The organism is Pseudomonas sp. NBRC 111123 (assembly GCF_001320205.1).
In the GTDB taxonomy this organism is placed as follows: Bacteria; Pseudomonadota; Gammaproteobacteria; order Pseudomonadales; family Pseudomonadaceae; genus Aquipseudomonas; species Aquipseudomonas putida_J.
This window is the reverse complement of sequence record NZ_BCAZ01000027.1, coordinates 57110-79160: the sequence shown is the minus strand read 5'-3', so window position 1 is coordinate 79160 and position 22051 is coordinate 57110. Positions and strand designations below refer to the sequence as shown.

Below are 22051 nucleotides of genomic sequence, written 5' to 3'. Positions count from 1 at the left end.
CCATTGAATCTCAAGGAGTTCGTCGTTCCGATGTCGCTGGAAGTGGGGCGCATTATAAGGGGATTCGAAAGCGCGTCAACCGTTAATTTCATGAAATTGAAACAATCTATAGAAAGCCTGTGAAAGGCACCTTGCACCTCATACCGCCAATTGCGCACTATATTGCACACCCGCACACCCCCAAGGATAGCCGCGCAGAAATGAACACCCAACCCCGCAGCCTGGCCGCCACCCTCTTCCCGATCGGCTTGCTGCTCATTGCCATGGCCTCGATCCAGTCCGGTGCCTCACTGGCGAAAAGCATGTTCCCGATCATCGGCGCACAAGGCACAACGACCCTACGCCTGGTCTTCGCCAGCGTCATCATGTTGCTAATCCTGCGCCCCTGGCGCGTACGCATGACAGCCAACACCCTGCGCAACGTCGTCATCTACGGCATGTCCCTGGGTGGCATGAACTTCCTCTTCTATATGTCGCTGCAAACCACGCCGCTGGGTATCGCCGTCGCCCTAGAGTTCACCGGCCCGCTGGCTGTGGCGCTGTTCGCCTCACGCCGTGCACTGGATTTCCTGTGGATTGCCCTGGCAGTTGCCGGCCTGTTGCTGCTCTTACCGGTCGGTCATGGCGGACAACCACTTGATGTACTGGGGGCAGCTTATGCACTTGGCGCAGGTGTGTGCTGGGCACTCTATATTCTGTTCGGCCAGCGTGCCGGGGCCGAGCACGGCATCCAGAGCGCTGCCCTCGGAGTCGTGGTCGCGGCCTTGTTCGTCGCGCCCATCGGCATCGTCCATGCTGGCAGTGCATTGCTCACCCCGGCAGTAATCCCGCTGGCACTGGGCGTCGCCGTACTTTCGACCGCCCTGCCCTATAGCCTGGAAATGGTCGCCCTGACTCGCATGCCAGCGCGGACCTTCGGCACGCTGATGAGTATCGAGCCGGCGATAGGCGCACTGTCAGGCCTGCTGTTCCTCGGCGAAGTTCTGAGCACCACGCAGTGGCTGGCAATTCTTGCCATCATCGCAGCCTCGGCTGGCGCCACGTTGTCCATGCGCCGCGAGGCAAGTCCGGTAGTCGCAGCAGACTGATTTGAGACATATTTTCATTTGAGACGATATTAGTGATTGTCCCCATCCGCCGCGCTGATTAAGCTGTCACAAAATCATAATCTTTACGCTATCTACTTGTGCGAACACGGATGTCGAGGAAGATCCAGGAAGAACCTAAGCGATAACGACAGGGCCGGGAAGCGGAACAGCCCTGCATTTAAGGACAGGAATGAAACATATTTTGCTCATCCTGGCCGTCTTGGCCATTGCCGGATGCGCCGCAACGGCCAAGACTGAGGTCAAAAAAGGGAAAAAGGGCCTGCATATCAATTGCTCTGGCCTGTCTTCCTCGTGGGACAAGTGCTACAGCAAGGCGGCCAGTTCCTGCAGTCCACGCGGTTACAAGGTGATCGCGCGCTCCGGTGACACTGACGAGGAGCCCGGGGACTACTTGTTCGGCATCAACCCCGCCGGTTATACCAGTCGCAGCATGATCGTCATCTGCAAATGAGAAAGGGCAGCCCGTGAGCTGCCCTTCTTTTATTTATCGACTTGCCATCAGGCCGCTCAAAGCGGTGCAGTACGCCGCTTCAGCCAATCCAGCGCAGCCCCTTGCAGCAAAGGTGCCAGGCGCTCATGCACCATTGCATGGTACTGATTCAACCACCCCCGCTCGTCCACGGTCAGCCTCTCGGGAAGCAGGCAGCGGGTATCGATAGGGCACAGCGTCAAGGTCTCGAAACGCAGGAAGTCACCAAACGCACTTTTGCCCGACGCTTGGTTGACCACCAGATTTTCGATACGCACACCCCAAGCACCAGGCCGGTAGGTGCCCGGCTCGATCGAACTGATCATTCCTTCCTGCATTGCCGTCTGCGGGGTGGTTGCCGCCTGATAGGCGATAACCTGCGGACCTTCGTGCACATTCATGAAGTAACCAACGCCATGCCCGGTACCATGGCCGTAGTCGACCTGGTCTGCCCAAATCGGCGCCCGTGCGATGGCATCGAGCAACGGTGACAGGATGCCGCGCGGGAAACTGGCACGCGACAAGGCGATCACACCCTTGAGTACGCGCGTGCAGTCCTGCTTCTGCTCCAGGCTCGGATTACCTACCGGTACCATCCGCGTGATGTCGGTAGTGCCTCCCAGGTACTGCCCTCCAGAGTCGATCAACAGCAGGCCATCACCTTCGATTACCGCATGGGATTCTTCGGTAGCACGGTAATGCGGCATCGCGCCGTTGCCATTGAACGCCGCAATGGTCGAGAAGCTCAGCGAGACGAAGCCTGGCCGGCGGGCACGCGCAGCACTCAACTGCTCATCCACCGTCAGCTCGGTGATGACCTCCTGGCCCTGGTGCGCTTCAAACCAGGCGAAGAACTCGCACAAGGCCGCGCCATCCTGCTCCATGACCTGGCGTACATGCACCAGCTCCTCTTCGCCTTTGCGTGATTTGCTCAGCGTGGTCGGGTTCAACCCTTCGACCAGCTGTACTTTGGCGTCCAGGTTCCTCAGCAAGCCGCAGGTCACGCGAGCCGGATCGACCAGCAGCCGGCTGTCGGCCGCCAGCGCTGTCAAGGCATCGTGCACCGCCGCGTAATCGCGCACTTCGATACCATCGACCTCAAGCACATGGCGCAAATGCTCATCGAGCTTTCCGGCACCGATGAACAGGATCGCCTGCTCCTTGCCGATCAAGGCAAAGGAAACGAAAACCGGGTTGTAGGGCACATCGCTGCCGCGCAGGTTGAACAACCAGGCGATGTCGTCCAGGGTCGCGATGAAGTGCCAATCGGCACCCTTCTCCTGCAGCGTGGCGCGCAACTGGCCAAGTTTCTCGGCACGACTGACCGTGGCATGGGGCGGGAGGTGCTGATAGACCGGATTGCCTGGCAACGCTGGACGGCCCTCCCAAACGTCGGCAAGCAGATCCCGATCGGTTACCAGACGCGCCTCGCGAGCCCTGAGCCGTTCTTCAAGCTGCCGCGCCGCAGCCAACGCCATGACCGCGCCATCCACAGCCACGGCGCCATTCAACCGAACATTGTCCCCGAGCCACTCCAGCGCGCCCGGTTTGCCCGGCAGCAACTTCATCAAGCCGATGCCGCTACCAGCCAGTTCCTTCTCGGCTTGCTCCCAATAGCGACTATCGACCCATACACCGGCAAAGTCCGCAGTCACCACCAAAGTGCCCACCGAGCCATCGAACCCCGAGAGCCACCGACGCCCCTGCCAGTAACCTGGCAGATACTCGGAAAGATGCGGGTCTGCCGACGGCACCAGCAGGGCATCGACGCCCTCCCGGGCCATGACCTGGCGCACGCGCGCCAGGCGCTCCGGCACACTTTGCTGAATCGTGGTCTGAACGTTCATGCGCACTCCTGCGGACACATCGAGATTATTCCAGGATGAGGATAATGGAACAGCGGCCACGGTGCCGCAATCATGGCGACCGACTCACGGCACGCTATGCCCATCACGTCACCTGCAAACAAGACGCTTCCTACAACTGAGCAGGGACCTTCAGTCACTTCGAGCTGAACTTACCGTTGGCACAGGCTTCACAACCTATACATTCATTGCACACAGGCAGATACCCATGCCCAGTGCCTGCGACCAGAAGACAACCGTGGTGCTGCTCGACACCCGTGAGCACACCCCGGAACATGAACATGCCGTGCATCTGAAGCTGGCCGAACGCCTGGCCCGGTTGTTGGGTTGCGATGCCGTGCGGACCGATGTGCCGACCAGGGCAAACCCTCGCTGCTACTACGTGCCGACCGAAACCTTGGTCGGCACTGAGCGTTATGCCGCCATGGGCATTCGCAGCGAGCAGGACCTGTTCGGCGGCCTGGTCAGCCACCCCTACATGGCTACCAAGGCCATTTCCCATCCGCTACCGGCCGATGCCGAGTTCCCACCCGGCTGGACCGATGCCTTCGCTTGCCATGCCAGTGACGCCCTGCTCTGCGGCTACACCGTGTTCAGCAAGGCCGATGCCCGCCGCGCTGCCCAGCTACTGCTGCGTGATGGCCCGCTGCGGGTGAAGCCGGTGCTGGCGTGTGCCGGCCGCGGCCAACAGGTCATCACCCACGCGGATGAGCTGGAGCCGCTGCTGGCCAACATGGACGAACGGGACCTGGCCCTGTGGGGCCTGGTGCTGGAAGAGGACCTGAACAAGGTAGAAACCTTCAGCGTTGGCCAAGTCCGCGTCGCAGGCCTGACCTGCAGCTATCACGGCACCCAGCAACTGACCCGGGACCACCAAGGCACCGAGGTCTACGGCGGCTCCGAACTGGTAGTGGTGCGGGGTGACTACCAGGCACTGCTGCAGCGGCCTCTGGAGGATCATCTGCGCCTGGCGATCAACCAGGCCATGACCTACGAACAAGCCGCAGAACAGCATTTCCCGGGTTTCATCGCTTCGCGGCGCAACTATGACATCGCCCGCGGCACCACAGCCCAAGGCCATCTGCGCAGCGGTGTACTCGAACAATCCTGGCGTCTGGGCGGAGCCAGCAGTGCCGAGCTCCTGGCGTTGCAGGCATTTGCCGACGACCCGGCACTGCAGCAGGTATGCGCTTCAACCCATGAAGTGTTCGGCAGCCCCGACCTGCCCACTGACGCCACCCTCTTCTATCAAGGAAACGACAGTGAACTCGGACAACTCAGCAAGTACGCGCGGATTCGACAGCATGAGCATTCAGAGTGAAACCGTTGAACTGCAAGTCGAAGATGACAGCATCGTCGGCACCCTGGTCAGCCCCGGCAGCAAGATGCCAGGCATTCTCTTCGTTCACGGCTGGGGCGGCAGCCAGCAGCGCGACCTGGCGCGCGCCCGGCATATCACCGGCCTGGGCTGCGTGTGCATGACTTTCGACCTGCGCGGCCACGAGAAGACCGAAAGCCAGCGCCTGACCGTCACCCGCGAACAGAACCTCAAGGACCTGCTGGCTGCCTACGACCGGCTGGTCAGCCACCCGGCGGTGGACAGCAGCGCCATTGCCATCATCGGCAGCAGCTACGGCGGCTACCTGGCCACCCTGCTGACCTTGCAGCGACCGGTGAAATGGCTGGCACTGCGGGTGCCGGCGATGTACTGGGACGACGAATGGAACATGCCCAAACAGGCCCTGGACCGCCAGCGCCTCAATGCCTATCGCCAGCGCGCCCTCGGCCCGGCCGACAATCGCGCCCTGGCCGCTTGCGCCGAGTTTGCCGGCGACGTCCTGCTGGTCGAATCGGAACAGGACGACTATGTGCCTCACTCTACGCTGATGAGCTATCGGTCGGCGTTCGTCAGTGCGCACTCGCTGACCCATCGTATCGTCGACGGCGCCGACCACGCTTTGTCCAGTGAAGCGAGTCAGAAGGCCTACAGCTCGATCCTGGCCGCGTGGATCAGCGAAATGGTGGTTGGTGCGCGCCTTGACCGCTACCCACACTACGCCCCTTGGTACGCCTGACCCTCACCAACCTGGCAATGCAAGCCCCCATCAGCGCCGCGCACCAGGCTGCGCAGCGCCTGGTAGGCGGCGAAATTGACACCTCGCGCCTGATGCTGACTCAGCAGTTCGAAGAACGGTTCTTCGGCAAAGCAGTCAGCAGCCGACGCCCAGGCCAGGCGTGATTGCCATTGCAGGTACTGCAAGACGCGGCTGCCATCGTCGCTGGCCTGGATGCTGACACTTTGCAACCCTTGGCAACGCGCAGCCAGTTCTTCGCTGCGGGTGACCAAGGCCTGAGCCAGCGCCGCCTGACGCGAGGCAGGCACTTCGTATTCGATCATCTGAGTGAACCACAGGGAATGCGGCATAGCCGTCATGGCGAATCTCCTTGCTGCGGGCGCTTGCTACGGAATGGCCAGCAGGGTAAAACCTCCAGTTAACTCAAGGTCAAGCGATTTTTCCCATGCCCAGCAACCCACCTGCCGCCACGGACAAACTGCTCAGCGTCGGCCAACTGGCAGCGCGCAGCGGCGTGGCAGTAACCGCCCTGCATTTCTACGAAACAAAGGGGCTGATCCAGAGCACCCGCAATGCTGGCAACCAGCGGCGCTATCCCAGGGCAATGCTGCGCCGGGTCGCAGTGATCAAGATGGCCCAGCGCCTCGGCATACCCCTCGCCGAGATCGCCTCTGCGCTGGCCACACTGCCCATCGACCACACTCCGACCGCTGAAGACTGGCAGCAGCTTTCGGCGCGCTGGCGTGATGATCTGAGCCGGCGTATCGACGAAATGGTCAGGCTGCGCGACCAGCTCGATGGCTGCATCGGCTGCGGTTGCATGTCGCTGAAGGAGTGCCCGTTGCGTAACCGCCAGGACCACTTGGCTGATGCCGGGCCGGGGCCGCACCTACCCTGAGCAGCCCAGAGCAAGGCGTTGTCGGTACTCGCTTGGCGTCAGCCCGGTGATGCGCTGGAACACCTTGCGAAACGCCCCGGGGTCCTGATACCCCACCCCCCAGGCAACCTGCTCGACCGTACGCCGGGTGAACTCCAGCATCCGACAGGCGCGCCCCACCCTTACCTGCTGGCAATACTCGGTAGGCTTCAACCCGGTGGCCGCACGGAAGCGCCTGAGGAATGTACGCGCCTCAAGGCCGGCACAACTTGCCATGCCTGCGAGGTCGGCGTCTTGCGCGCCATCTGCCTGCAACCAGTGCTGAACCCTGAGCACCGCTTCGTCACCATGATCCAGACGCGGGTTGAACCGTGCCCCCGGCATCGGCCTGGTGACCGGCTCGACAGACATGTAGCGCGCCGTCTCCCAGGCCACGGAGGCACCAAGGTAGCGCTCCAACAGGCGCAGCCCCAGCTCGGTCCAGGCCATCAAGCCGGCTGAAGTCATGATGTCACCGTCATCCAGCAGCGGCTGGTTGGCCTCCACGCGAACCTTTGGGTAACGTTGGGCGAGGGCCTGCGCATAGTTCCAGTGGGTACTCGCAGCCCGGCCATCTAGCAGGCCACTGTCAGCGATGAAGAACACGCCGATGCACACCGACGCCAGCACCGTGCCCTGACCATGCCACTGGCGCAGCACCTGCCGATGACGCTCGAGCAGTTCCAAAGCAGGCGTCGACTCGAGGCTGGGCGCAATGATCAGCACGCGCAGCGGCTGGCCCGCCGTGCCAGGGCTATCCTCAAGAAGCTGCAAAAGCCCTGCCTCATCGACCTGCCAGTGGCTGACACGCACCCGTGGCAGCTCGACCGCACCCAGTTCGGCGGCCACGCGGTTGGCCACGCTGAACAGGTCATTCAGGCCATGCAGCGCCGCGCGCTGCGCGCCCGGGTAGTGCAGCAGGCCGATCTCCAGGCTGCCAAGGCTGTCAGTTTTTGCCGTCATTGTGTCGATCGCGCCAATCCTCAAGTCGGTGCCCACAGCCTATAACTATCGTCATCCAACGACTACTGCCACAGGAGGCAGCATGAGCAAGCAGGCCCTGATCATCATCGACATCCAGAACGACTACTTCCCCGGCGGCAAATGGACCCTCGACGGGGCCGACAAGGCGGCTGACAACGCCGCACGCCTGCTGGCCGCGGCGCGCCGGAAAGGCGACCTGGTGGTTCACGTGCGCCATGAATTCGAAAGCGCCGATGCACCTTTCTTCGCCCCGGGCACCCAGGGCTCGGCCATTCATTCAAAGGTGGCGCCAACGGCGGACGAGCCTGTGGTACTCAAGCACAAGGTCAACGCGTTTCTCGGGACCGACCTTAAACAGACGCTGGACCAGCATCAGGTCAAGGCCGTGACCATCGTGGGCAGCATGAGCCACATGTGCATCGACGCTGCCTCCCGTGCGGCTGCCGACTTTGGCTATGACGTCACTGTCGCGCACGATGCCTGCGCCACCCTGCCGCTGGCGTTCAATGGCAAGGAGGTCCCGGCAGCCCACGTGCACGACTCGGCCATGGCCGCGCTGGCGTTCGCTTATGCCAAAGTGGTGAAGACTGACGAGCTGCTCGAGGGCTGAGCCTGGCGCCGCTCAGATCACCACATTACGCACGAAGCGCACAGGGGCGACCCCGTCATTGCGGTAGGCATAGCGGCAGTTGCTGGGGAACACATGGAACTGCCCGACCTGCAGGCGATGTTCGGTGCCTTCGATGATCAGCGTCAGCTGTCCTTCGGCCACGTAGATCTGCTCACTCCAGCCCTCGGCATCGGCTTCGCTGGTGTAGCACTCGCCAGGCGCAAGGGTCCATTCCCAGATTTCCACTTCGCGCCGGGCAGCGCTGCTGGCCAGCAGCACTGCCTTGCTCTGCGGGTGCTCGCCGGTCCAGGCCAGTTCGTCGATGCGGCTAGGGTCGCGCTGATCCGGAGCCTGTATCAGGGTGCTGAAGGCGACCCCGAGGGCTTCGGCAATCAGGTCGAGCGTGGTCAGGCTGACATTCTTCTCGCCCGCCTCGATTGCCACCAGCATCCGCCGGCTGACCCCGGAGCGCTCGGCCAGGGCACTCTGGCTCATACCAGCCGCGTTGCGCAGGCTACGGACATTGAAGCTGACGTGTTGCAGCACCGATGCACGGTGCGCGGAATCTTTGTGCACTATATTGCTCACCCTTACCCATTGCGCAGTATACTGCCCACTTTGCGGCGATTGTGCGCCGCCCCCTCCGAGTGCGCAAGACCATGAGCCAGCCGACCAGCAGCCCACAGACCGCAGTATCTTTTCGCCTGAGCAAGGCAGAAATGGTGCTGGTGTTCATCACCATGCTATGGGGCGGCACCTTTCTGCTGGTACACAACGTCATGACCGTGAGCGGCCCGATGTTCTTCGTCGGCCTGCGCTTCGCCGCAGCGGCGTTGTTCGTCGGCCTGGCCTCGGCGCGTGCATTGCCCGGCCTGACGTTCACGGAGCTGAAGGCCGGCGTACTCATCGGGGTGTCCATCATGCTGGGTTACGGCCTGCAGACCATGGGCCTGCAAACCATCAGCAGCAGCCAGTCAGCATTCATTACTGCGCTCTACGTACCGTTCGTACCGCTGTTGCAATGGCTGGTGCTGGGGCGTCGCCCAGGGTTGATGCCAAGCATCGGTATCTGCCTGGCATTCGTCGGCTTGATGTTACTGGCCGGGCCCGAAGGCGGGGCGCTGCATTTCAGCGAAGGTGAAGTGGTAACCCTGGTGAGCGCCGTGGCCATCGCCGCCGAGATCATCCTGATCAGCAGGTTCGCCGGCCAAGTCGATGTGCGCCGGGTCACCGTGGTGCAATTGGCCACTGCTTCGCTGCTGGCGTTTCTGATGATCGTCCCGACCCAGGAACGCCTGCCTGATTTTTCCTGGCTGCTGTTGCTTAGCGCACTGGGCCTGGGCGCCATGAGCGCAGTGATTCAGGTGGCGATGAACTGGGCGCAGAAGTCGGTTTCACCAACCCGCGCTACGCTGATCTACGCGGGCGAGCCGGTCTGGGCGGGTATCGTCGGGCGCATCGCTGGCGAGCGCCTGCCCGGCATCGCGCTGATCGGCGGGTTGCTGATCGTCATAGCCGTGGTGGTGAGCGAGCTGAAGATCCGCCGCAACCGTGAAACCAGCGAAGCCCACGAAGCGCCCGCCCGTCGCGAACACGAAGCCGGCCTGTAAAGCGCCCGGCAACGTCTATGCTCTGTAAAAAACTGTTATAAAAAAACAGCTTGTCACAGCGCTTTTGTAGGATTCTGCGACAGCTTGCGTGTTGGTGATCAACGGCCCGGCACGTATGATCCTTGCAAACCTTTCCAGAATAGAACTCTATGTCATTGATAGTGCTACTGCTTCTGCCGTTCGTGGGCAGTTGCCTGGCAGCTGTGCTGCCGCACAACGCACGTAACACCGAGTCCATCCTGGCCGGGCTCGTGGCCCTGGTCGGCACTGTCCAGGTCGCCCTGCTGTACCCTCAGATTGCCGATGGCGGCATAATCCGCGAAGAAATCCTCTGGCTGCCCAGCCTGGGCCTGAACCTGGTCCTGCGCATGGACGGTTTCGCCTGGCTGTTCTCATTACTGGTACTGGGTATCGGCACCCTGGTATCGCTGTATGCGCGCTACTACATGTCGCCGCAGGACCCGGTGCCGCGCTTCTTCGCCTTCTTCCTGGCATTCATGGGTGCCATGCTTGGCCTGGTGATCTCAGGCAACCTGATTCAGCTGGTGTTCTTCTGGGAATTGACCAGTCTGTTCTCCTTCCTGCTGATCGGTTACTGGCACCACCGCGCCGACGCCCGCCGCGGCGCCTACATGGCGCTGATGGTCACCGGCGCCGGTGGCCTGTGCCTACTGGTCGGGGCTCTGCTGCTCGGCCATGTGGTCGGCAGCTACGACCTGGACAAGGTCCTGGCTGCCGGCGAAACCGTTCGCCAGCACGCACTCTACCCGGTGCTGCTACCTCTGATTCTGATCGGCGCATTGAGCAAGAGTGCGCAATTCCCCTTCCAGTTCTGGCTGCCCCATGCCATGGCAGCACCCACTCCGGTTTCCGCCTACCTGCACTCGGCGACCATGGTCAAGGCCGGCGTATTCCTGCTGGCGCGCCTCTGGCCGGTGTTGTCGGGCAGTGAGGAGTGGTTCTGGATCGTCGGCGGGGCAGGTGCCGTGACCTTGTTGCTGGGCGCCTTCGCCGCGATGTTCCAGAACGACCTCAAGGGCCTGCTGGCATATTCAACCATCAGCCACCTGGGCCTGATCACCCTGCTGCTGGGCCTCAACAGCCCGCTGGCTGCGGTCGCCGCAGTGTTCCACATTCTCAACCATGCCACCTTCAAGGCCTCGTTGTTCATGGCCGCCGGCATTATCGACCATGAAAGCGGCACCCGTGACATCCGCCGCCTGAGCGGCCTGATACGCCTGGTGCCCTACACTGCCACCCTGGCCATGGTGGCCAGCGCCTCGATGGCCGGCGTGCCATTGATGAACGGTTTCCTGTCCAAGGAAATGTTCTTTGCCGAAACCGTGTTCATCACTTCAACTGCCTGGGTGGAAGCCGCTTTGCCGGTAATAGCCACCCTCGCCGGCACCTTCAGCGTCGCCTATGCCCTGCGCTTCACCGTCGACGTATTCTTCGGGCCTACGGCCGAAGACCTGCCGCACACACCACACGAGCCCCCCCGCTGGATGCGTGCGCCGGTCGAACTGCTGGTGCTCACCTGCCTGGTGGTGGGTATCTTCCCGGCCCAGTCGGTCGGTCCATTGCTGGCCGCCGCTGCACTGCCAGTAGTGGGTGGCACGCTACCGGAATATAGCCTGGCCATCTGGCACGGCTGGAACGCGCCGCTGATCATGAGCCTGGTCGCCATGAGTGGTGGTGTCGTCCTTTACCTGCTGCTGCGCAACCAGCTGCGCCTGGGGCGCTTCCCGCATCCGCCGTTGATCGAGCGCTTCAACGGCAAGCGCCTGTTCGAACATGGCCAGGTCCGCCTGATGCTGCTGTCTCGGCGGGTCGAGGGCTTGCTGACCAGCCGTCGACTGCAGTCGCAGCTGTTCATGCTGGTGCTGGCAGCATTCATCGCCGGCCTCACACCGATGCTGTACAGCGGCTTGAGCTGGGGTAACCGGCCGAAGATCCCTGGCTCCGGTGTGTTCGTCGCGCTATGGCTGATCGCAATCGCCTGCGCCATCGGCGCCGCGTACCAGGCCAAGTATCACCGCTTGGCGGCATTGATCATGGTCAGCGTCTGCGGCCTGATGACTTGCATCACGTTCGTCTGGTTCTCGGCACCCGACTTGGCCCTGACCCAGCTGGTGGTCGAGGTCGTCACCACGGTACTGATCCTGCTCGGCCTGCGCTGGTTGCCACGGCGTATCGAGGGCGTATCGCCACTACCTGGCAGCCTCGACCGCGCCCGTGCCCGGCGCCTGCGCGACCTGCTGCTGGCGGTGCTGGTCGGTATCGGCATGGCAGTGTTGTCGTACGCCATGCTGACCCGGCCTACGCCCAACGACATTTCTTCGTTCTACCTCAGCCGCGCACTGCCACAAGGTGGCGGTACCAACGTGGTCAACGTGATGCTGGTGGACTTCCGCGGCTTCGATACCCTCGGCGAAATCACCGTGCTGGTGGCCGTGGCGCTGACCGTATTCGCCCTGCTGCGACGCTTCCGTCCACCGAAAGAGAGCATGCAGTTGCCGGCACAGCAGCGCCAGTTGGCCCCAGACGTGGTCACCGACCTGATCAACCCGCGGCATGCCACCGACACGGCCCTGGGCTTCATGATGGTGCCGGCGGTGCTGGTGCGCCTGCTGCTGCCCATCGCCTTGCTGGTCTCGATGTACCTGTTCATGCGTGGCCATAACCAACCGGGCGGCGGTTTCGTCGCCGGCCTGGTGATGTCGGTGGCGTTCATCCTCCAGTACATGGTCGCCGGCACCCAGTGGGTCGAAGCGCAGATGAGCCTGCGGCCGCTGCGCTGGATGGGCACCGGGCTACTTTGCGCGACCTTGACCGGGGTCGGTGCGATGCTGCTGGGTTACCCGTTCCTCACCACCCATACCGCTCATCTGCACCTGCCGTTGCTCGGCGACGTGCATGTAGCCAGCGCGTTGTTCTTCGACATTGGCGTGTACACCGTGGTGGTCGGCTCCACCCTGCTGATCCTCACTGCCCTGGCGCACCAGTCGGTGCGCGCCTACCGCCCGGGCAACCCGTCGAAATCCAGCCAAGCAGGAGCCGCCTGATGGAAGAAGTCATTGCAGTCGCCATCGGTGTACTGGCCGCCTCAGGGGTGTGGTTGATCCTGCGCCCACGCACCTACCAGGTGATCATGGGCCTGTGCCTGCTGTCGTACGGGGTTAACCTGTTCATTTTCAGCATGGGCAGCTTGTTCATCGGCAAGGAGCCGATCATCAAGGACGGCGTGACCCAAAACCTGCTGCACTACACCGACCCGCTGCCGCAGGCGCTGGTGCTTACGGCCATCGTCATCAGCTTTGCCATGACCGCGCTGTTCCTCGTCGTGCTGCTGGCATCTCGAGGCCTGACCGGTACCGACCATGTGGATGGCCGGGAGCGTGACGAATGAGTGGCATGAGTCAACTGATCGTCGCCCCCATCCTGCTGCCGCTGCTGACTGCGGCGGTGATGCTGTTGCTGGGCGAAAAGCATCGCCAGATCAAGGCCCGCCTGAACCTGCTTTCGACCTTTAGCGGGCTGGCCGTCGCCGTCAGCCTGCTGCTGTGGGTGCGCACCCAGGGGCAAGCGGAATCAATCGGTGTCTACCTGCCCGGCAACTGGCCCGCACCCTTTGGCATCGTGCTGGTGGTGGATCACCTTTCAGCCCTGCTGCTGACCCTGACCGGTGTCATCGGCGTCAGCGCCCTGCTGTTCGCTCGCGCCCGCTGGGATGGTGCCGGCGCCAGCTTCCATGCGTTGTTCCAGATCCAGCTGATGGGCCTGTATGGCGCCTTCCTCACCGCCGACCTGTTCAACCTGTTCGTGTTTTTCGAAGTGTTGCTGGCAGCGTCCTACGGCCTGTTGCTGCATGGCTCGGGGCGGGCACGGGTGCGTGCCGGGCTGCATTACATCGCGATCAACCTGTTCGCCTCGTCGCTTTTCCTGATTGGCGCGGCGATGCTGTATGGCGTGACTGGCACCCTCAACATGGCCGACCTGGCCCTGAAGATCCCACTGGTTCCGGAAGCGGACCGTGGCCTGCTGCACGCTGGTGCGGCGATCCTGGCCATGGCGTTCCTGGTCAAGGCCGGCATCTGGCCGCTGAACTTCTGGTTGGTGCCTGCCTATGCCTCGGCCAGTGCGCCGGTCGCCGCGCTGTTCGCCATCATGACCAAGGTCGGCCTGTACGCAGTACTGCGCCTGTGGACCCTGCTGTTTTCCGGGCAGGCCGGTGCTTCAGCGCATTTCGGCGGGCAGTGGCTGGTCTATGGGGGGCTGGTCACCCTGGCCGTGGCGGCAGTGTCGATTATGGCTGCGCAACGCCTGGAGCGCATGGCTGCGCTGAGCATCCTGGTTTCCGCCGGCACCCTGCTCGGTGCGGTCGGTTTCGCCCAGCCGGCGCTCACTGGCGCGGCCTTGTTCTACCTGGTCAATTCGACCTTGGCGCTGTGTGCGCTGTTCCTGCTCGCCGAACTGGTCGAGCGCTCGCGCTCGGCCAACGAAGCGCCGCTGGATGAAGAAGAAGACGCCATGCCTCCACCGCTCGAGTCGCTTCACCCACCCAAAGGCATCAACCTCGACGACGAGCAGAAGGTGGTGATCGGCCAGATCATTCCCTGGACCATGGCGTTTCTCGGCCTGAGCTTCATCGCCTGCGCCCTGCTGATCATCGGCATGCCGCCGCTATCCGGGTTCGTCAGCAAGCTCAACCTGATCAGCGCGCTGTTCAACCCACAGGGCTTGGGCATGCCAGCCGAGCCCCCCCTGTCGGTGGCGGGCTGGGTGCTGGTGGCCCTGCTGATCCTCTCGGGCATGGCCTCGCTGATCGCCTTCGGCCGGGTCGGCATCCAGCGTTTCTGGAAGCCCGAAGAACGCCCCTCACCGGTGCTGCGCCGCTACGAGTGCTTGCCCATCGTAGTCCTGCTCGGCCTGTGCATCATCCTCAGCTTCAGGGCTGAACCTTTGCTGCGCTACACCCAGGACACCGCGGCCAGCCTGCAGGCACCGGACGCCTATATCGAAGCCGTGATGGCCGCCCGCCCCGTCCCTGGCCCGACCTCACTCGACGTACAGGTGCAGCCATGAGCCGACTGTTCCCCGCTCCGCTGCTGTCCGCTGCATTGTTCGTGCTGTGGCTGCTGTTGAACCTGTCGGTCAGCCCCGGCAACCTGTTGCTGGGCGCAGCACTTGGCGTGCTGGCCCCGTTGCTGATGGCACCGCTGCGCCCGCAGTACGCGCACGTGCGCAAACCGTGGGTGGTGGCAAAGCTGATTGGCCGGGTCGGCATCGATGTCATCCATTCCAACCTGCTGGTGGCCATCGGTGTACTGCGTGCCGGGCAACGCCCGCCCCGCTCGGCCTTCGTGCACATCCCGCTGGACCTGCGCGACGCCCACGGCCTCGCGGCACTGTCGATGATCACCACTGTAGTGCCCGGCACTGTATGGTCGGAACTGGCCCTGGACCGCAGCGTGCTGCTGCTGCATGTGTTCGATCTGAGCGACGAAGCGGCCTTCATCGAGCACTTCAAGCTCACCTACGAACGCCCGTTGATGGAGATCTTCGAATGACAGGCCTGCTCGCCAACGCAGTCCTCGCCAGCCTGTTCATCTTCGCCCTGGCCATGGGCCTGGCGTTGATCCGGCTATTTCGCGGCCCTTCCGCCCAGGACCGGGTGCTGGCGCTGGACTACTTGTACATCCTGGCCATGCTGACGATGCTGGTGCTGGGAATCCGCTACGCCAGTGACACCTACTTTGAAGGTGCACTGCTGATTGCCCTGTTCGGCTTTGTCGGCTCGTTCGCCCTGGCCAAGTTCCTTCTGCGTGGCGAGGTGATCGAATGACCGAAGCCCTTGAACTGCCATTCTGGCTCGAACTGGTCACGGCCGCGCTGCTGTTGCTCGGCAGCCTCTTCGCACTGATCGGCGCCATTGGCCTGCTGCGCCTGCAAGACTACTTCCAGCGCATGCACCCACCGGCGCTGGCTTCGACCATCGGTGCCTGGTGCGTGGCACTGGCCTCGATCATCTACTTTTCCTGGCTCAAGGGTGGCCCGGTGCTGCACGCCTGGCTGATCCCGATCCTGCTTTCGATCACCGTACCGGTCACGACACTGCTGCTGGCCCGGGCGGCGCTGTTCCGCAAACGCATGTCGAAAGAAGATGTACCCGAGGAAGTGAGCAGCGGCCGCGATCGCGGCCACTGATACGGCTGCGACCTCAGCCTTGGGTCAGTCGCTGCAACTCGCGCCGTACCATGGCGGCATAGGGTGGCGGGCTCAGCTGATACAGCTGGGCTGCCACCCAGCTCAGCCAGCTCCCACCCATTGCCTCACGCTGCGCCAACAGGCGCTGGGCCTCGGCCAAGGCTTGCGCCTGGTGCTGCCGATGAAACTCGGCACGCGTGCCAGGCACTTCGCCACTTTCACTCATTCACTGGCCTTGAAAGTGGTCAGCTCGCCCTTGCGCCACTTGGCGACCTTGCCGGTCACCGCCTTGAGCAACTTGCCCAGGCCTTCCTGAACCTGCTGCTGCGCGGCGAACACCAGCATCACGCCCTGGCCTTCGCGGAACACGATGCCCTCGCCTTCCGGTACCGAAACAAATGCGTAGTCGCCCACACCGTAGACGTTCAGCTTGATTTCGCGAAAGCGCATTTCCAGTTTGCCGCCCTCGCGGCTGGGCAAGACGGCAGCGCGGAAGTGATCGCCGACTTTCAGCTCCAGGCGCTGTTTGTCATCGACCACCAAGGAGCTTTCGGTGTCGATCTCGGCCATGTACAGGCCTTCAGGGTTCTGTTCGGTGATATAGATGAAACGCCCCTGAAACAGCTTGGCCAACTTACCGCGCAAATCGCCCAAGGCAAACAAGGCGTGGGTATCCAGTGTACTGACTGCCAATGAAGTAATCCTCAAACCGGTGACATCCGCCCTCACTCGGAGTCGGTGAGGCGCGGCCATTTCAATTCGATAGGCGAAAAGAATAATAAAGTGATGCACGAAACGTCTGTGCCTGCTGACGATGCAGCACGCAGGAAACTTTACTCTGGCTTGCCAGATATGGCCTCAAAGCAGGCTTTCGGCATATTCCCTATCAGGGAAGCGTAATGTCTGACAACAAACCCGCCAGAAAAGATGCGATAGATAACTGCAAGCCCCTCGGCAGAACGGGCTCAGGTATCCATCAGCGCATTACCGGGGAATGAATATGCACGAAAACACTGAAATCCGTCGAGAGGTAAAGAACATTTCTTACCTCGCATGCGTCAATAACAGGCCGCGCTACGTCGTCATACCCGCGGGTATCGAGTTCTTCCACGTTACCGAAAGCGCTACTGGCAGGGTCAAGGGCTTTCGCCGACTGCACCGCGATGCCTGCGCACTGGCCCGCAGCCTGGAGGCCTGAACCCGCTCAGGCGGCATGACCTTCCTGCAAGAGTTGCAACCAGGCGGCCTGGCATTCCATGGCTTCTGCACGGGTGGCGAACGCTGTACCACGGCGCTCGCCATTGACCAGGACCACCCAACATACCCGCTTACCCAGTGCCTGCAGGCTCGCAGGCACACCTGAACCGATCATGACCGCTACATCGACCCGGTTGTTCATCACTCCCTCCGGCACTTAGATAGCACCCTAACGATAAGGTCATGATACGCCCAGCAACTGCCGCGTAACAGCGCATCCTGGTACAGCTGTGTTACGCCCTGAGCAACAAATGCAACAAGGCCCTCCACGCAAGAAACGCAAAAAGCCCCATGGATTGCTCCATGGGGCTTAGCGCACTGCGCCGTGTCAGACCTGGCGCTGGTGGCGGTCGAGCTGCTCGTGGCGCTCCTGGGCTTCGATGCAGTACTTGGTGGTCGGGCTGATAAGCAGGCGCTTCAAGCCAATCGGCTCACCGCTGTCATCACACCAGCCGAAGCTCTCGTCGGAGATGCGGTCCAGGGCCATTTCCAGCTGCGGCAGCAAGCGCTGGTCGCGGTCAATGGCATTGACCAGCCAGCTACGCTCTTCTTCGACCGACGCCACGTCGGCAGGATCCGACGGGGTGTCCAGGCCTTCGATGGTGGCACGGCTCAGCTCGATGCGTTCATGGGTTTCGACTTTCATCGCCTGCAGCAGGCCAGCGAAGAAAGCCAGCTGGTCAGCGTTCATGTAGTCATCGGCCGACATGGCCAGCAACTGTTCCTTGGTCATCGATTTCTCTATGAAAAAATGTGCATTTGGGCGATTCAGGTGTCGCCGACGCCTCGGCATCGGCAGCGGAATTCTTCAAGCGCCAACCGGCACTCTTTTACAGGGGGCGGCAGTCTAAGGCGCTACGTCGCCTTGAGCAACAGCAATGATGGGAGAAATTGCCCGAATGGATCTGGAATCCGCCCGCTGGCACCCTTGCCCGGCTCGAAAAGAAAGCGTCACGGTATACCAAGGTATACCGTGACGCTGACCCGTCCGCTGCATGCACCAAGGCAAATCGCAGCACGCGGTACTGCCGCTAAAGCACCCTGCTCGCTTCAACGGTCCTTGAATTGTGCCTCGCGCTTGGCAATGAAAGCCGCCATGCCTTCTTTCTGATCTTCGGTGGCAAACGCTGCGTGGAACACCCGACGCTCGAAGCGCACACCCTCGCTGAGGGTCACCTCGAAGGCGCGGTTGACGCTTTCCTTGACCATCATGCTCACCGGGGTCGACTTGCTGGCAATGGTTGCTGCGACCTTCAGTGCTTCTTCCAGCAACTGCGCCTGCGGCACGATGCGCGCCACCAGGCCGGCGCGCTCGGCTTCTTCGGCGCCCATCAGGCGGCCGGTCAGGCACAGTTCCATGGCCTTGGCCTTGCCCACCGCACGGGTCAGGCGCTGGGTGCCGCCCATGCCCGGCAGCACGCCGAGGTTGACTTCCGGTTGGCCGAACTTGGCATTGTCGGCAGCGAGGATGAAGTCGCACATCATCGCCAGTTCGCAGCCACCGCCCAGGGCGAAGCCGGAGACTGCGGCGATGATCGGTTTACGCCGGTTGGCGATGCGATCGGCATCGCTGAACAGATCGTCAACGTAGATCTGTGGGTATTGCAGTTCGGCCATTTCCTTGATGTCGGCCCCCGCGGCAAAAGCCTTGGCAGAGCCGGTGAGCACCACGCAGCCAATGTTCGGGTCACGCTCGAGCTGGTCCAGGGCCTGGTTGATCTCGCCGACGATCTGCGCGTTCAGCGCATTGAGCGCCTGCGGGCGGTTGAGAGTGATCAGGCCGACCTTTCCGTGGATATCCAACAGGATGGTTTCGAATGCCATGCAGTCTGCTCCTTCAAAGATTGCGCGCAATGACCATGCGCTGAATGTCGCTGGTGCCTTCATAGATCTGGCAGACCCGAACGTCGCGGTAGATCCGCTCCAGCGGGAAGTCGCTCAGATAGCCATATCCGCCCAAGGTCTGCAAGGCATCCGAACAGACCTTTTCGGCCATTTCCGAGGCAAACAGCTTGGCCATCGACGCTTCCACCAGCGCCGGGCGCCCGGCGTCACGCAGCGCGGCCGCGTGCAGCACCATCTGCCGCGCCACTGCAATCTTCGTTGCCATGTCGGCCAGTCGGAAGGCCACGGCTTGATGTTCGATCAATGGCTTGCCGAAGCTATGCCGTTCATTGGCGTAGTCGCGTGCCACTTCGAAAGCCGCACGGGCCATGCCCACCGCCTGCGAGGCAATGCCGATACGGCCGCCTTCGAGGTTGGCCAGGGCAATCTTGTAGCCCTCGCCTTCCGCACCCAGGCGGTTGGCCACTGGCACGCGCACATTATCGAAAACGATCTGGCAGGTATCCGAGGCGTGCTGGCCCAGCTTGTCCTCGACCCTCGCCACCTGGTAGCCCGGCGAGTCGGTGGGCACGATGAAGGCACTGATGCCACGCTTGCCCGCCTCTGGATCAGTTACGGCAAAGACGATCACCACACCGGCATTCTGCCCGGACGTGATGAACTGCTTGCTGCCAGTGAGCACATAGTGGTCACCCTCAAGCCGAGCGCGAGCCTTCAGGCTGCTGGCGTCGGAACCGGCCTGCGGTTCGGTCAGGGCAAACGCCCCAAGCATCGAACCCATGGCCAGCGGGGTGAGGAACTGCGCTTTCTGTTGCTCGTTGCCAAACCGCAGGATCGGCACGCAACCCACCGAGTTGTGCACGCTCATGATGGTCGAGCAGGCGCCGTCACCGGCAGCGATCTCCTCCAGCGCCATGGCGTAGGCCACGTAACCGGTATCACTGCCGCCCCATTGCTCCGGCACCAGCATGCCGAACAGCCCGAGCTCGGCCATTTCTTCAATGGCCTGCTTCGGGAAGCGGTGCTCCTTGTCCCATTGTTCGGCAAACGGCTTGAGACGTTCCTGGGCAAAGGCACGTACCGCATCGGCGATCTGTTGTTGCTCTTCATTTACCAGCATGGTTCACCTCAATACAGGCATTCGACAGCCATGGCCGTGGCCTCGCCACCGCCGATGCAGATGGCTGCCACGCCGCGACGCAGGTTGTTCTGGCGCAGGGCTGAAAGCAGCGTCACCAGAATGCGCGCGCCCGAGGCGCCGATCGGGTGGCCGAGGGCGCAGGCGCCACCATGGATATTGACCTTGTCATGCGGCAGGTCGAGGTGCTTCATCGCCGCCAGGGTGACCACGGCAAACGCTTCGTTGATCTCGAACAGGTCGACTTCACCCAGGCTCCAGCCAGTGCGTTTCATCAGTTTGTCGATGGCACCAATCGGCGCGGTCGGAAACAGAGCCGGGGTATCGGCGAAGGCAGCATGGCCGTGGATTACCGCCAACGGCTTGAGGCCGCGTTTGTCGGCTTCGGAGCGACGCATCAGTACCAGCGCCGCGGCACCGTCGGAGATCGAACTGGAGTTGGCAGCAGTCACCGTGCCGCCTTCGCGGAAGGCCGGCTTGAGCTGGGGGATCTTGTCCAGGCGCGCCTTGGGCGGTTGTTCGTCGTCTTTGATGACGCGCTTTTCCTTGCCCTCGGTGACCTCTACCGGCACGATCTCGGCGGCAAAACGGCCGCTCTTGATAGCGTCCTGGGCGCGGGTCAGCGAGGTGATGGCGAACTGGTCCTGAGCTTCGCGGCTGAAGGCGTTGGCCTGGGCGCAGTCTTCGGCAAAGGTGCCCATCAGGCGGCCTTTGTCATAGGCGTCTTCCAGACCGTCCATGAACATGTGGTCGATGATCTTGCCGTGGCCCATGCGGTAGCCGCCACGGGCCTTGTCCAGCAGGTATGGTGCGTTGGTCATGCTTTCCATGCCACCGGCCACCACCACATCGGCGCTGCCTGCCAGCAACAAGTCATGGGCCATGATCGCCGCCTGCATGCCCGAGCCACACATCTTGTTCAGCGTGGTGCACGTGGTGTGTTTATCCAGGCCGGCGCCCAGCGCCGCCTGGCGCGCCGGCGCCTGGCCCTGGCCGGCTGGCAGTACGCAGCCGAACAGCACCTGCTCGACGCTGGCTGGATCAATGCCGGCGCGCTCTACGGCTCCACGAATGGCTGCACTGCCCAACTGCGGCGCAGTCAGGCTCTTGAGATCGCCCTGCAGGCCGCCCATGGGCGTGCGCACAGCGCTGACGATAACGATCGGATCGTTGGCAAGTGTCATGTTCATTCTCCTTACTTGGCAGCCATGCGCAGCGCACCGTCGAGGCGGATCACCTCGCCGTTGAGCATGCTGTTCTCGATGATATGGCGCGCCAGCGCTGCGTATTCCTGCGGGCGACCCAGGCGCGGTGGGAACGGCACGCCGGCGGCCAGCGAAGCGCGCACGTCCTCGCTCATGCCGGCCATCATAGGTGTCTCGAAGATGCCCGGGGCAATGGTCATCACGCGGATGCCGAAACGCGCCAGCTCACGCGCGGCGGGCAAGGTCAGGCTGGCGATGGCGCCTTTGGATGCAGCATAGGCAGCTTGGCCGATCTGGCCGTCGTAGGCCGCGATGGAGGCGGTATTGATGATCACGCCACGCTCGCCTCCCTCGTCCGCAGCGCCTTCAGCCATGGCAGCGGCCGCCAGGCGCAACAGGTTGAAGCTGCCCAGCAGGTTGACGTTGATGACTTTGGCGAAGCTGGCCAGTCCATGCGGGCCCTGCTTGCCCAGCACCTTCTCGGCGCCGACGATGCCGGCGCAGTTGACCAGCCCGTTGAGGCGGCCGAAGGCGCTGACTGCCGCATCGACCGCCGCCTGGGCGGCCTGCTCGTCACTGATGTCAGCCACTGCGAAGCGGGCGTTTTCACCCAGCTCGCGGGCTTTGGCCTCCACGGCCTGGGCATTGAGGTCGACCAGCATGACCTTGGCGCCGGCCTCGACCAGCATCTGCGCGGTGGCAGCGCCCAGCCCGGAAGCAGCGCCGCTGACGATGAAGTGTTTATTGGCTATCTGCATGAT

25 protein-coding genes are annotated in these 22051 nt (G+C 62.6%); 13 read left to right on the top strand and 12 right to left on the bottom strand.

Annotated elements, in window-relative coordinates:
* Positions 1-200: 200 nt before the first annotated feature.
* On the top strand, positions 201-1088 hold the full coding sequence (gene rhtA, locus APH27_RS15310; RefSeq protein WP_060485253.1) for a threonine/homoserine exporter RhtA: 888 nt from the start codon (positions 201-203) through the stop codon (positions 1086-1088).
* Positions 1089-1278: 190 nt separating this feature from the next.
* The gene (locus APH27_RS15305) at positions 1279-1560 is read left to right on the top strand and encodes a hypothetical protein (RefSeq protein ID WP_027919118.1); all 282 of its coding nucleotides are present in this window, start codon (positions 1279-1281) and stop codon (positions 1558-1560) included.
* Between the two features lie 56 nt (positions 1561-1616).
* Here the strand turns inward: APH27_RS15305 and APH27_RS15300 are convergent, their stop codons facing one another.
* Entirely contained in the window at positions 1617-3425 is a 1809-nt protein-coding gene (locus APH27_RS15300; protein WP_060485252.1) for an aminopeptidase P family protein, read from the bottom strand.
* Between the two features lie 220 nt (positions 3426-3645).
* On the opposite strand from APH27_RS15300, the gene APH27_RS15295 reads away from it, so the two are divergent.
* Positions 3646-4764, top strand: coding sequence for a DUF3182 family protein (locus tag APH27_RS15295; RefSeq protein WP_060485255.1), 1119 nt, complete (start codon positions 3646-3648; stop codon positions 4762-4764).
* Positions 4748-5518 carry a S9 family peptidase gene (locus APH27_RS15290; RefSeq protein ID WP_027919115.1) on the top strand — a complete coding sequence of 257 codons (771 nt, stop codon included), beginning with the start codon at positions 4748-4750 and terminating at the stop codon, positions 5516-5518. The genes APH27_RS15295 and APH27_RS15290 overlap by 17 nt, the downstream gene beginning before the upstream one ends.
* Here APH27_RS15290 and APH27_RS15285 read toward each other — a convergent pair.
* Complete coding sequence (locus APH27_RS15285; RefSeq protein WP_060485251.1) at positions 5497-5877, bottom strand: antibiotic biosynthesis monooxygenase; 381 nt, start codon at positions 5875-5877, stop codon at positions 5497-5499. The two genes, APH27_RS15290 and APH27_RS15285, sit on opposite strands and share 22 nt — an antisense overlap.
* 86 nt (positions 5878-5963) lie before the next feature.
* Between APH27_RS15285 and soxR the strand changes: the two genes are divergently transcribed.
* Positions 5964-6416 carry a redox-sensitive transcriptional activator SoxR gene (gene soxR, locus APH27_RS15280; protein WP_060485250.1) on the top strand — a complete coding sequence of 151 codons (453 nt, stop codon included), beginning with the start codon at positions 5964-5966 and terminating at the stop codon, positions 6414-6416.
* Here soxR and APH27_RS15275 read toward each other — a convergent pair.
* Complete coding sequence (locus tag APH27_RS15275) at positions 6408-7397, bottom strand: GlxA family transcriptional regulator (protein ID WP_060485249.1); 990 nt, start codon at positions 7395-7397, stop codon at positions 6408-6410. The two genes, soxR and APH27_RS15275, sit on opposite strands and share 9 nt — an antisense overlap.
* Before the next feature lie 82 nt (positions 7398-7479).
* Between APH27_RS15275 and APH27_RS15270 the strand changes: the two genes are divergently transcribed.
* Positions 7480-8028, top strand: a complete 549-nt coding sequence (locus tag APH27_RS15270) for a cysteine hydrolase family protein (protein ID WP_060485248.1) — start codon at positions 7480-7482, stop codon at positions 8026-8028.
* Positions 8029-8040: 12 nt separating this feature from the next.
* Here APH27_RS15270 and APH27_RS15265 read toward each other — a convergent pair whose 3' ends face one another.
* Positions 8041-8604 (bottom strand): helix-turn-helix domain-containing protein, encoded by a 564-nt coding sequence (locus tag APH27_RS15265; protein ID WP_027919110.1) that lies wholly within the window; start codon positions 8602-8604, stop codon positions 8041-8043.
* Positions 8605-8687: 83 nt separating this feature from the next.
* Here APH27_RS15265 and APH27_RS15260 point away from each other — a divergent pair, with 83 nt between their 5' ends.
* The 7 genes from APH27_RS15260 (at position 8688) to APH27_RS15230 (ending at position 15845) form a co-directional block, all read left to right on the top strand.
* On the top strand, positions 8688-9638 hold the full coding sequence (locus tag APH27_RS15260; RefSeq protein ID WP_027919109.1) for a DMT family transporter: 951 nt from the start codon (positions 8688-8690) through the stop codon (positions 9636-9638).
* A 149-nt stretch (positions 9639-9787) separates the two neighbouring features.
* A complete protein-coding gene (locus APH27_RS15255; protein WP_060485247.1) occupies positions 9788-12703 on the top strand; it encodes a monovalent cation/H+ antiporter subunit A in 2916 nt (971 codons plus the stop codon).
* The gene (locus tag APH27_RS15250; protein ID WP_060485246.1) at positions 12703-13047 is read left to right on the top strand and encodes a Na+/H+ antiporter subunit C; all 345 of its coding nucleotides are present in this window, start codon (positions 12703-12705) and stop codon (positions 13045-13047) included. The genes APH27_RS15255 and APH27_RS15250 overlap by 1 nt, the downstream gene beginning before the upstream one ends.
* Positions 13044-14723, top strand: coding sequence for a monovalent cation/H+ antiporter subunit D (locus APH27_RS15245; protein WP_060485245.1), 1680 nt, complete (start codon positions 13044-13046; stop codon positions 14721-14723). The genes APH27_RS15250 and APH27_RS15245 overlap by 4 nt, the downstream gene beginning before the upstream one ends.
* The gene (locus APH27_RS15240; protein ID WP_027919106.1) at positions 14720-15208 is read left to right on the top strand and encodes a Na+/H+ antiporter subunit E; all 489 of its coding nucleotides are present in this window, start codon (positions 14720-14722) and stop codon (positions 15206-15208) included. The genes APH27_RS15245 and APH27_RS15240 overlap by 4 nt, the downstream gene beginning before the upstream one ends.
* Positions 15205-15483 carry a K+/H+ antiporter subunit F gene (locus APH27_RS15235; RefSeq protein ID WP_003250109.1) on the top strand — a complete coding sequence of 93 codons (279 nt, stop codon included), beginning with the start codon at positions 15205-15207 and terminating at the stop codon, positions 15481-15483. The genes APH27_RS15240 and APH27_RS15235 overlap by 4 nt, the downstream gene beginning before the upstream one ends.
* Positions 15480-15845: a Na+/H+ antiporter subunit G gene (locus tag APH27_RS15230; protein ID WP_060485244.1), complete on the top strand. Its 366-nt coding sequence runs from the start codon at positions 15480-15482 to the stop codon at positions 15843-15845. Before APH27_RS15235 ends, APH27_RS15230 begins: the two co-directional genes overlap by 4 nt.
* 13 nt (positions 15846-15858) lie before the next feature.
* On the opposite strand, the gene APH27_RS15225 is transcribed toward APH27_RS15230, so the two are convergent.
* The 8 genes from APH27_RS15225 to APH27_RS15185 all read right to left on the bottom strand — a co-directional run bounded on the left by APH27_RS15225 (position 15859) and on the right by APH27_RS15185 (position 22048).
* A complete protein-coding gene (locus APH27_RS15225) occupies positions 15859-16071 on the bottom strand; it encodes a hypothetical protein (RefSeq protein ID WP_027919104.1) in 213 nt (70 codons plus the stop codon).
* The gene (locus APH27_RS15220) at positions 16068-16538 is read right to left on the bottom strand and encodes a hypothetical protein (protein WP_027919103.1); all 471 of its coding nucleotides are present in this window, start codon (positions 16536-16538) and stop codon (positions 16068-16070) included. Before APH27_RS15220 ends, APH27_RS15225 begins: the two co-directional genes overlap by 4 nt.
* 511 nt (positions 16539-17049) lie before the next feature.
* Entirely contained in the window at positions 17050-17244 is a 195-nt protein-coding gene (locus APH27_RS15210; RefSeq protein ID WP_027919102.1) for a hypothetical protein, read from the bottom strand.
* A 186-nt stretch (positions 17245-17430) separates the two neighbouring features.
* A complete protein-coding gene (locus APH27_RS15205) occupies positions 17431-17835 on the bottom strand; it encodes a TraR/DksA C4-type zinc finger protein (RefSeq protein WP_027919101.1) in 405 nt (134 codons plus the stop codon).
* A 317-nt stretch (positions 17836-18152) separates the two neighbouring features.
* Entirely contained in the window at positions 18153-18926 is a 774-nt protein-coding gene (locus APH27_RS15200) for an enoyl-CoA hydratase (protein ID WP_060485242.1), read from the bottom strand.
* A gap of 13 nt (positions 18927-18939) precedes the next feature.
* Positions 18940-20067, bottom strand: coding sequence for an acyl-CoA dehydrogenase (locus tag APH27_RS15195; RefSeq protein ID WP_060485241.1), 1128 nt, complete (start codon positions 20065-20067; stop codon positions 18940-18942).
* Between the two features lie 8 nt (positions 20068-20075).
* Positions 20076-21269, bottom strand: coding sequence for an acetyl-CoA C-acyltransferase (locus APH27_RS15190; RefSeq protein WP_060485240.1), 1194 nt, complete (start codon positions 21267-21269; stop codon positions 20076-20078).
* Between the two features lie 11 nt (positions 21270-21280).
* A complete protein-coding gene (locus APH27_RS15185) occupies positions 21281-22048 on the bottom strand; it encodes an SDR family NAD(P)-dependent oxidoreductase (RefSeq protein WP_027919097.1) in 768 nt (255 codons plus the stop codon).
* Positions 22049-22051: the final 3 nt, after the last annotated feature.

Coding starts and splice junctions, on each gene's coding strand:
- rhtA (WP_060485253.1), top strand. CDS start 201: ATGAACACCCAACCCCGCAGCCTGGCCGCCACCCTCTTCCCGATCGGC.
- APH27_RS15305 (WP_027919118.1), top strand. CDS start 1,279: ATGAAACATATTTTGCTCATCCTGGCCGTCTTGGCCATTGCCGGATGC.
- APH27_RS15300 (WP_060485252.1), bottom strand. CDS start 3,425: ATGAACGTTCAGACCACGATTCAGCAAAGTGTGCCGGAGCGCCTGGCG.
- APH27_RS15290 (WP_027919115.1), top strand. CDS start 4,748: ATGAGCATTCAGAGTGAAACCGTTGAACTGCAAGTCGAAGATGACAGC.
- APH27_RS15285 (WP_060485251.1), bottom strand. CDS start 5,877: ATGACGGCTATGCCGCATTCCCTGTGGTTCACTCAGATGATCGAATAC.
- soxR (WP_060485250.1), top strand. CDS start 5,964: ATGCCCAGCAACCCACCTGCCGCCACGGACAAACTGCTCAGCGTCGGC.
- APH27_RS15275 (WP_060485249.1), bottom strand. CDS start 7,397: ATGACGGCAAAAACTGACAGCCTTGGCAGCCTGGAGATCGGCCTGCTG.
- APH27_RS15270 (WP_060485248.1), top strand. CDS start 7,480: ATGAGCAAGCAGGCCCTGATCATCATCGACATCCAGAACGACTACTTC.
- APH27_RS15260 (WP_027919109.1), top strand. CDS start 8,688: ATGAGCCAGCCGACCAGCAGCCCACAGACCGCAGTATCTTTTCGCCTG.
- APH27_RS15255 (WP_060485247.1), top strand. CDS start 9,788: ATGTCATTGATAGTGCTACTGCTTCTGCCGTTCGTGGGCAGTTGCCTG.
- APH27_RS15250 (WP_060485246.1), top strand. CDS start 12,703: ATGGAAGAAGTCATTGCAGTCGCCATCGGTGTACTGGCCGCCTCAGGG.
- APH27_RS15245 (WP_060485245.1), top strand. CDS start 13,044: ATGAGTGGCATGAGTCAACTGATCGTCGCCCCCATCCTGCTGCCGCTG.
- APH27_RS15240 (WP_027919106.1), top strand. CDS start 14,720: ATGAGCCGACTGTTCCCCGCTCCGCTGCTGTCCGCTGCATTGTTCGTG.
- APH27_RS15235 (WP_003250109.1), top strand. CDS start 15,205: ATGACAGGCCTGCTCGCCAACGCAGTCCTCGCCAGCCTGTTCATCTTC.
- APH27_RS15230 (WP_060485244.1), top strand. CDS start 15,480: ATGACCGAAGCCCTTGAACTGCCATTCTGGCTCGAACTGGTCACGGCC.
- APH27_RS15225 (WP_027919104.1), bottom strand. CDS start 16,071: ATGAGTGAAAGTGGCGAAGTGCCTGGCACGCGTGCCGAGTTTCATCGG.
- APH27_RS15210 (WP_027919102.1), bottom strand. CDS start 17,244: ATGAACAACCGGGTCGATGTAGCGGTCATGATCGGTTCAGGTGTGCCT.
- APH27_RS15205 (WP_027919101.1), bottom strand. CDS start 17,835: ATGACCAAGGAACAGTTGCTGGCCATGTCGGCCGATGACTACATGAAC.
- APH27_RS15200 (WP_060485242.1), bottom strand. CDS start 18,926: ATGGCATTCGAAACCATCCTGTTGGATATCCACGGAAAGGTCGGCCTG.
- APH27_RS15195 (WP_060485241.1), bottom strand. CDS start 20,067: ATGCTGGTAAATGAAGAGCAACAACAGATCGCCGATGCGGTACGTGCC.
- APH27_RS15190 (WP_060485240.1), bottom strand. CDS start 21,269: ATGACACTTGCCAACGATCCGATCGTTATCGTCAGCGCTGTGCGCACG.
- APH27_RS15185 (WP_027919097.1), bottom strand. CDS start 22,048: ATGCAGATAGCCAATAAACACTTCATCGTCAGCGGCGCTGCTTCCGGG.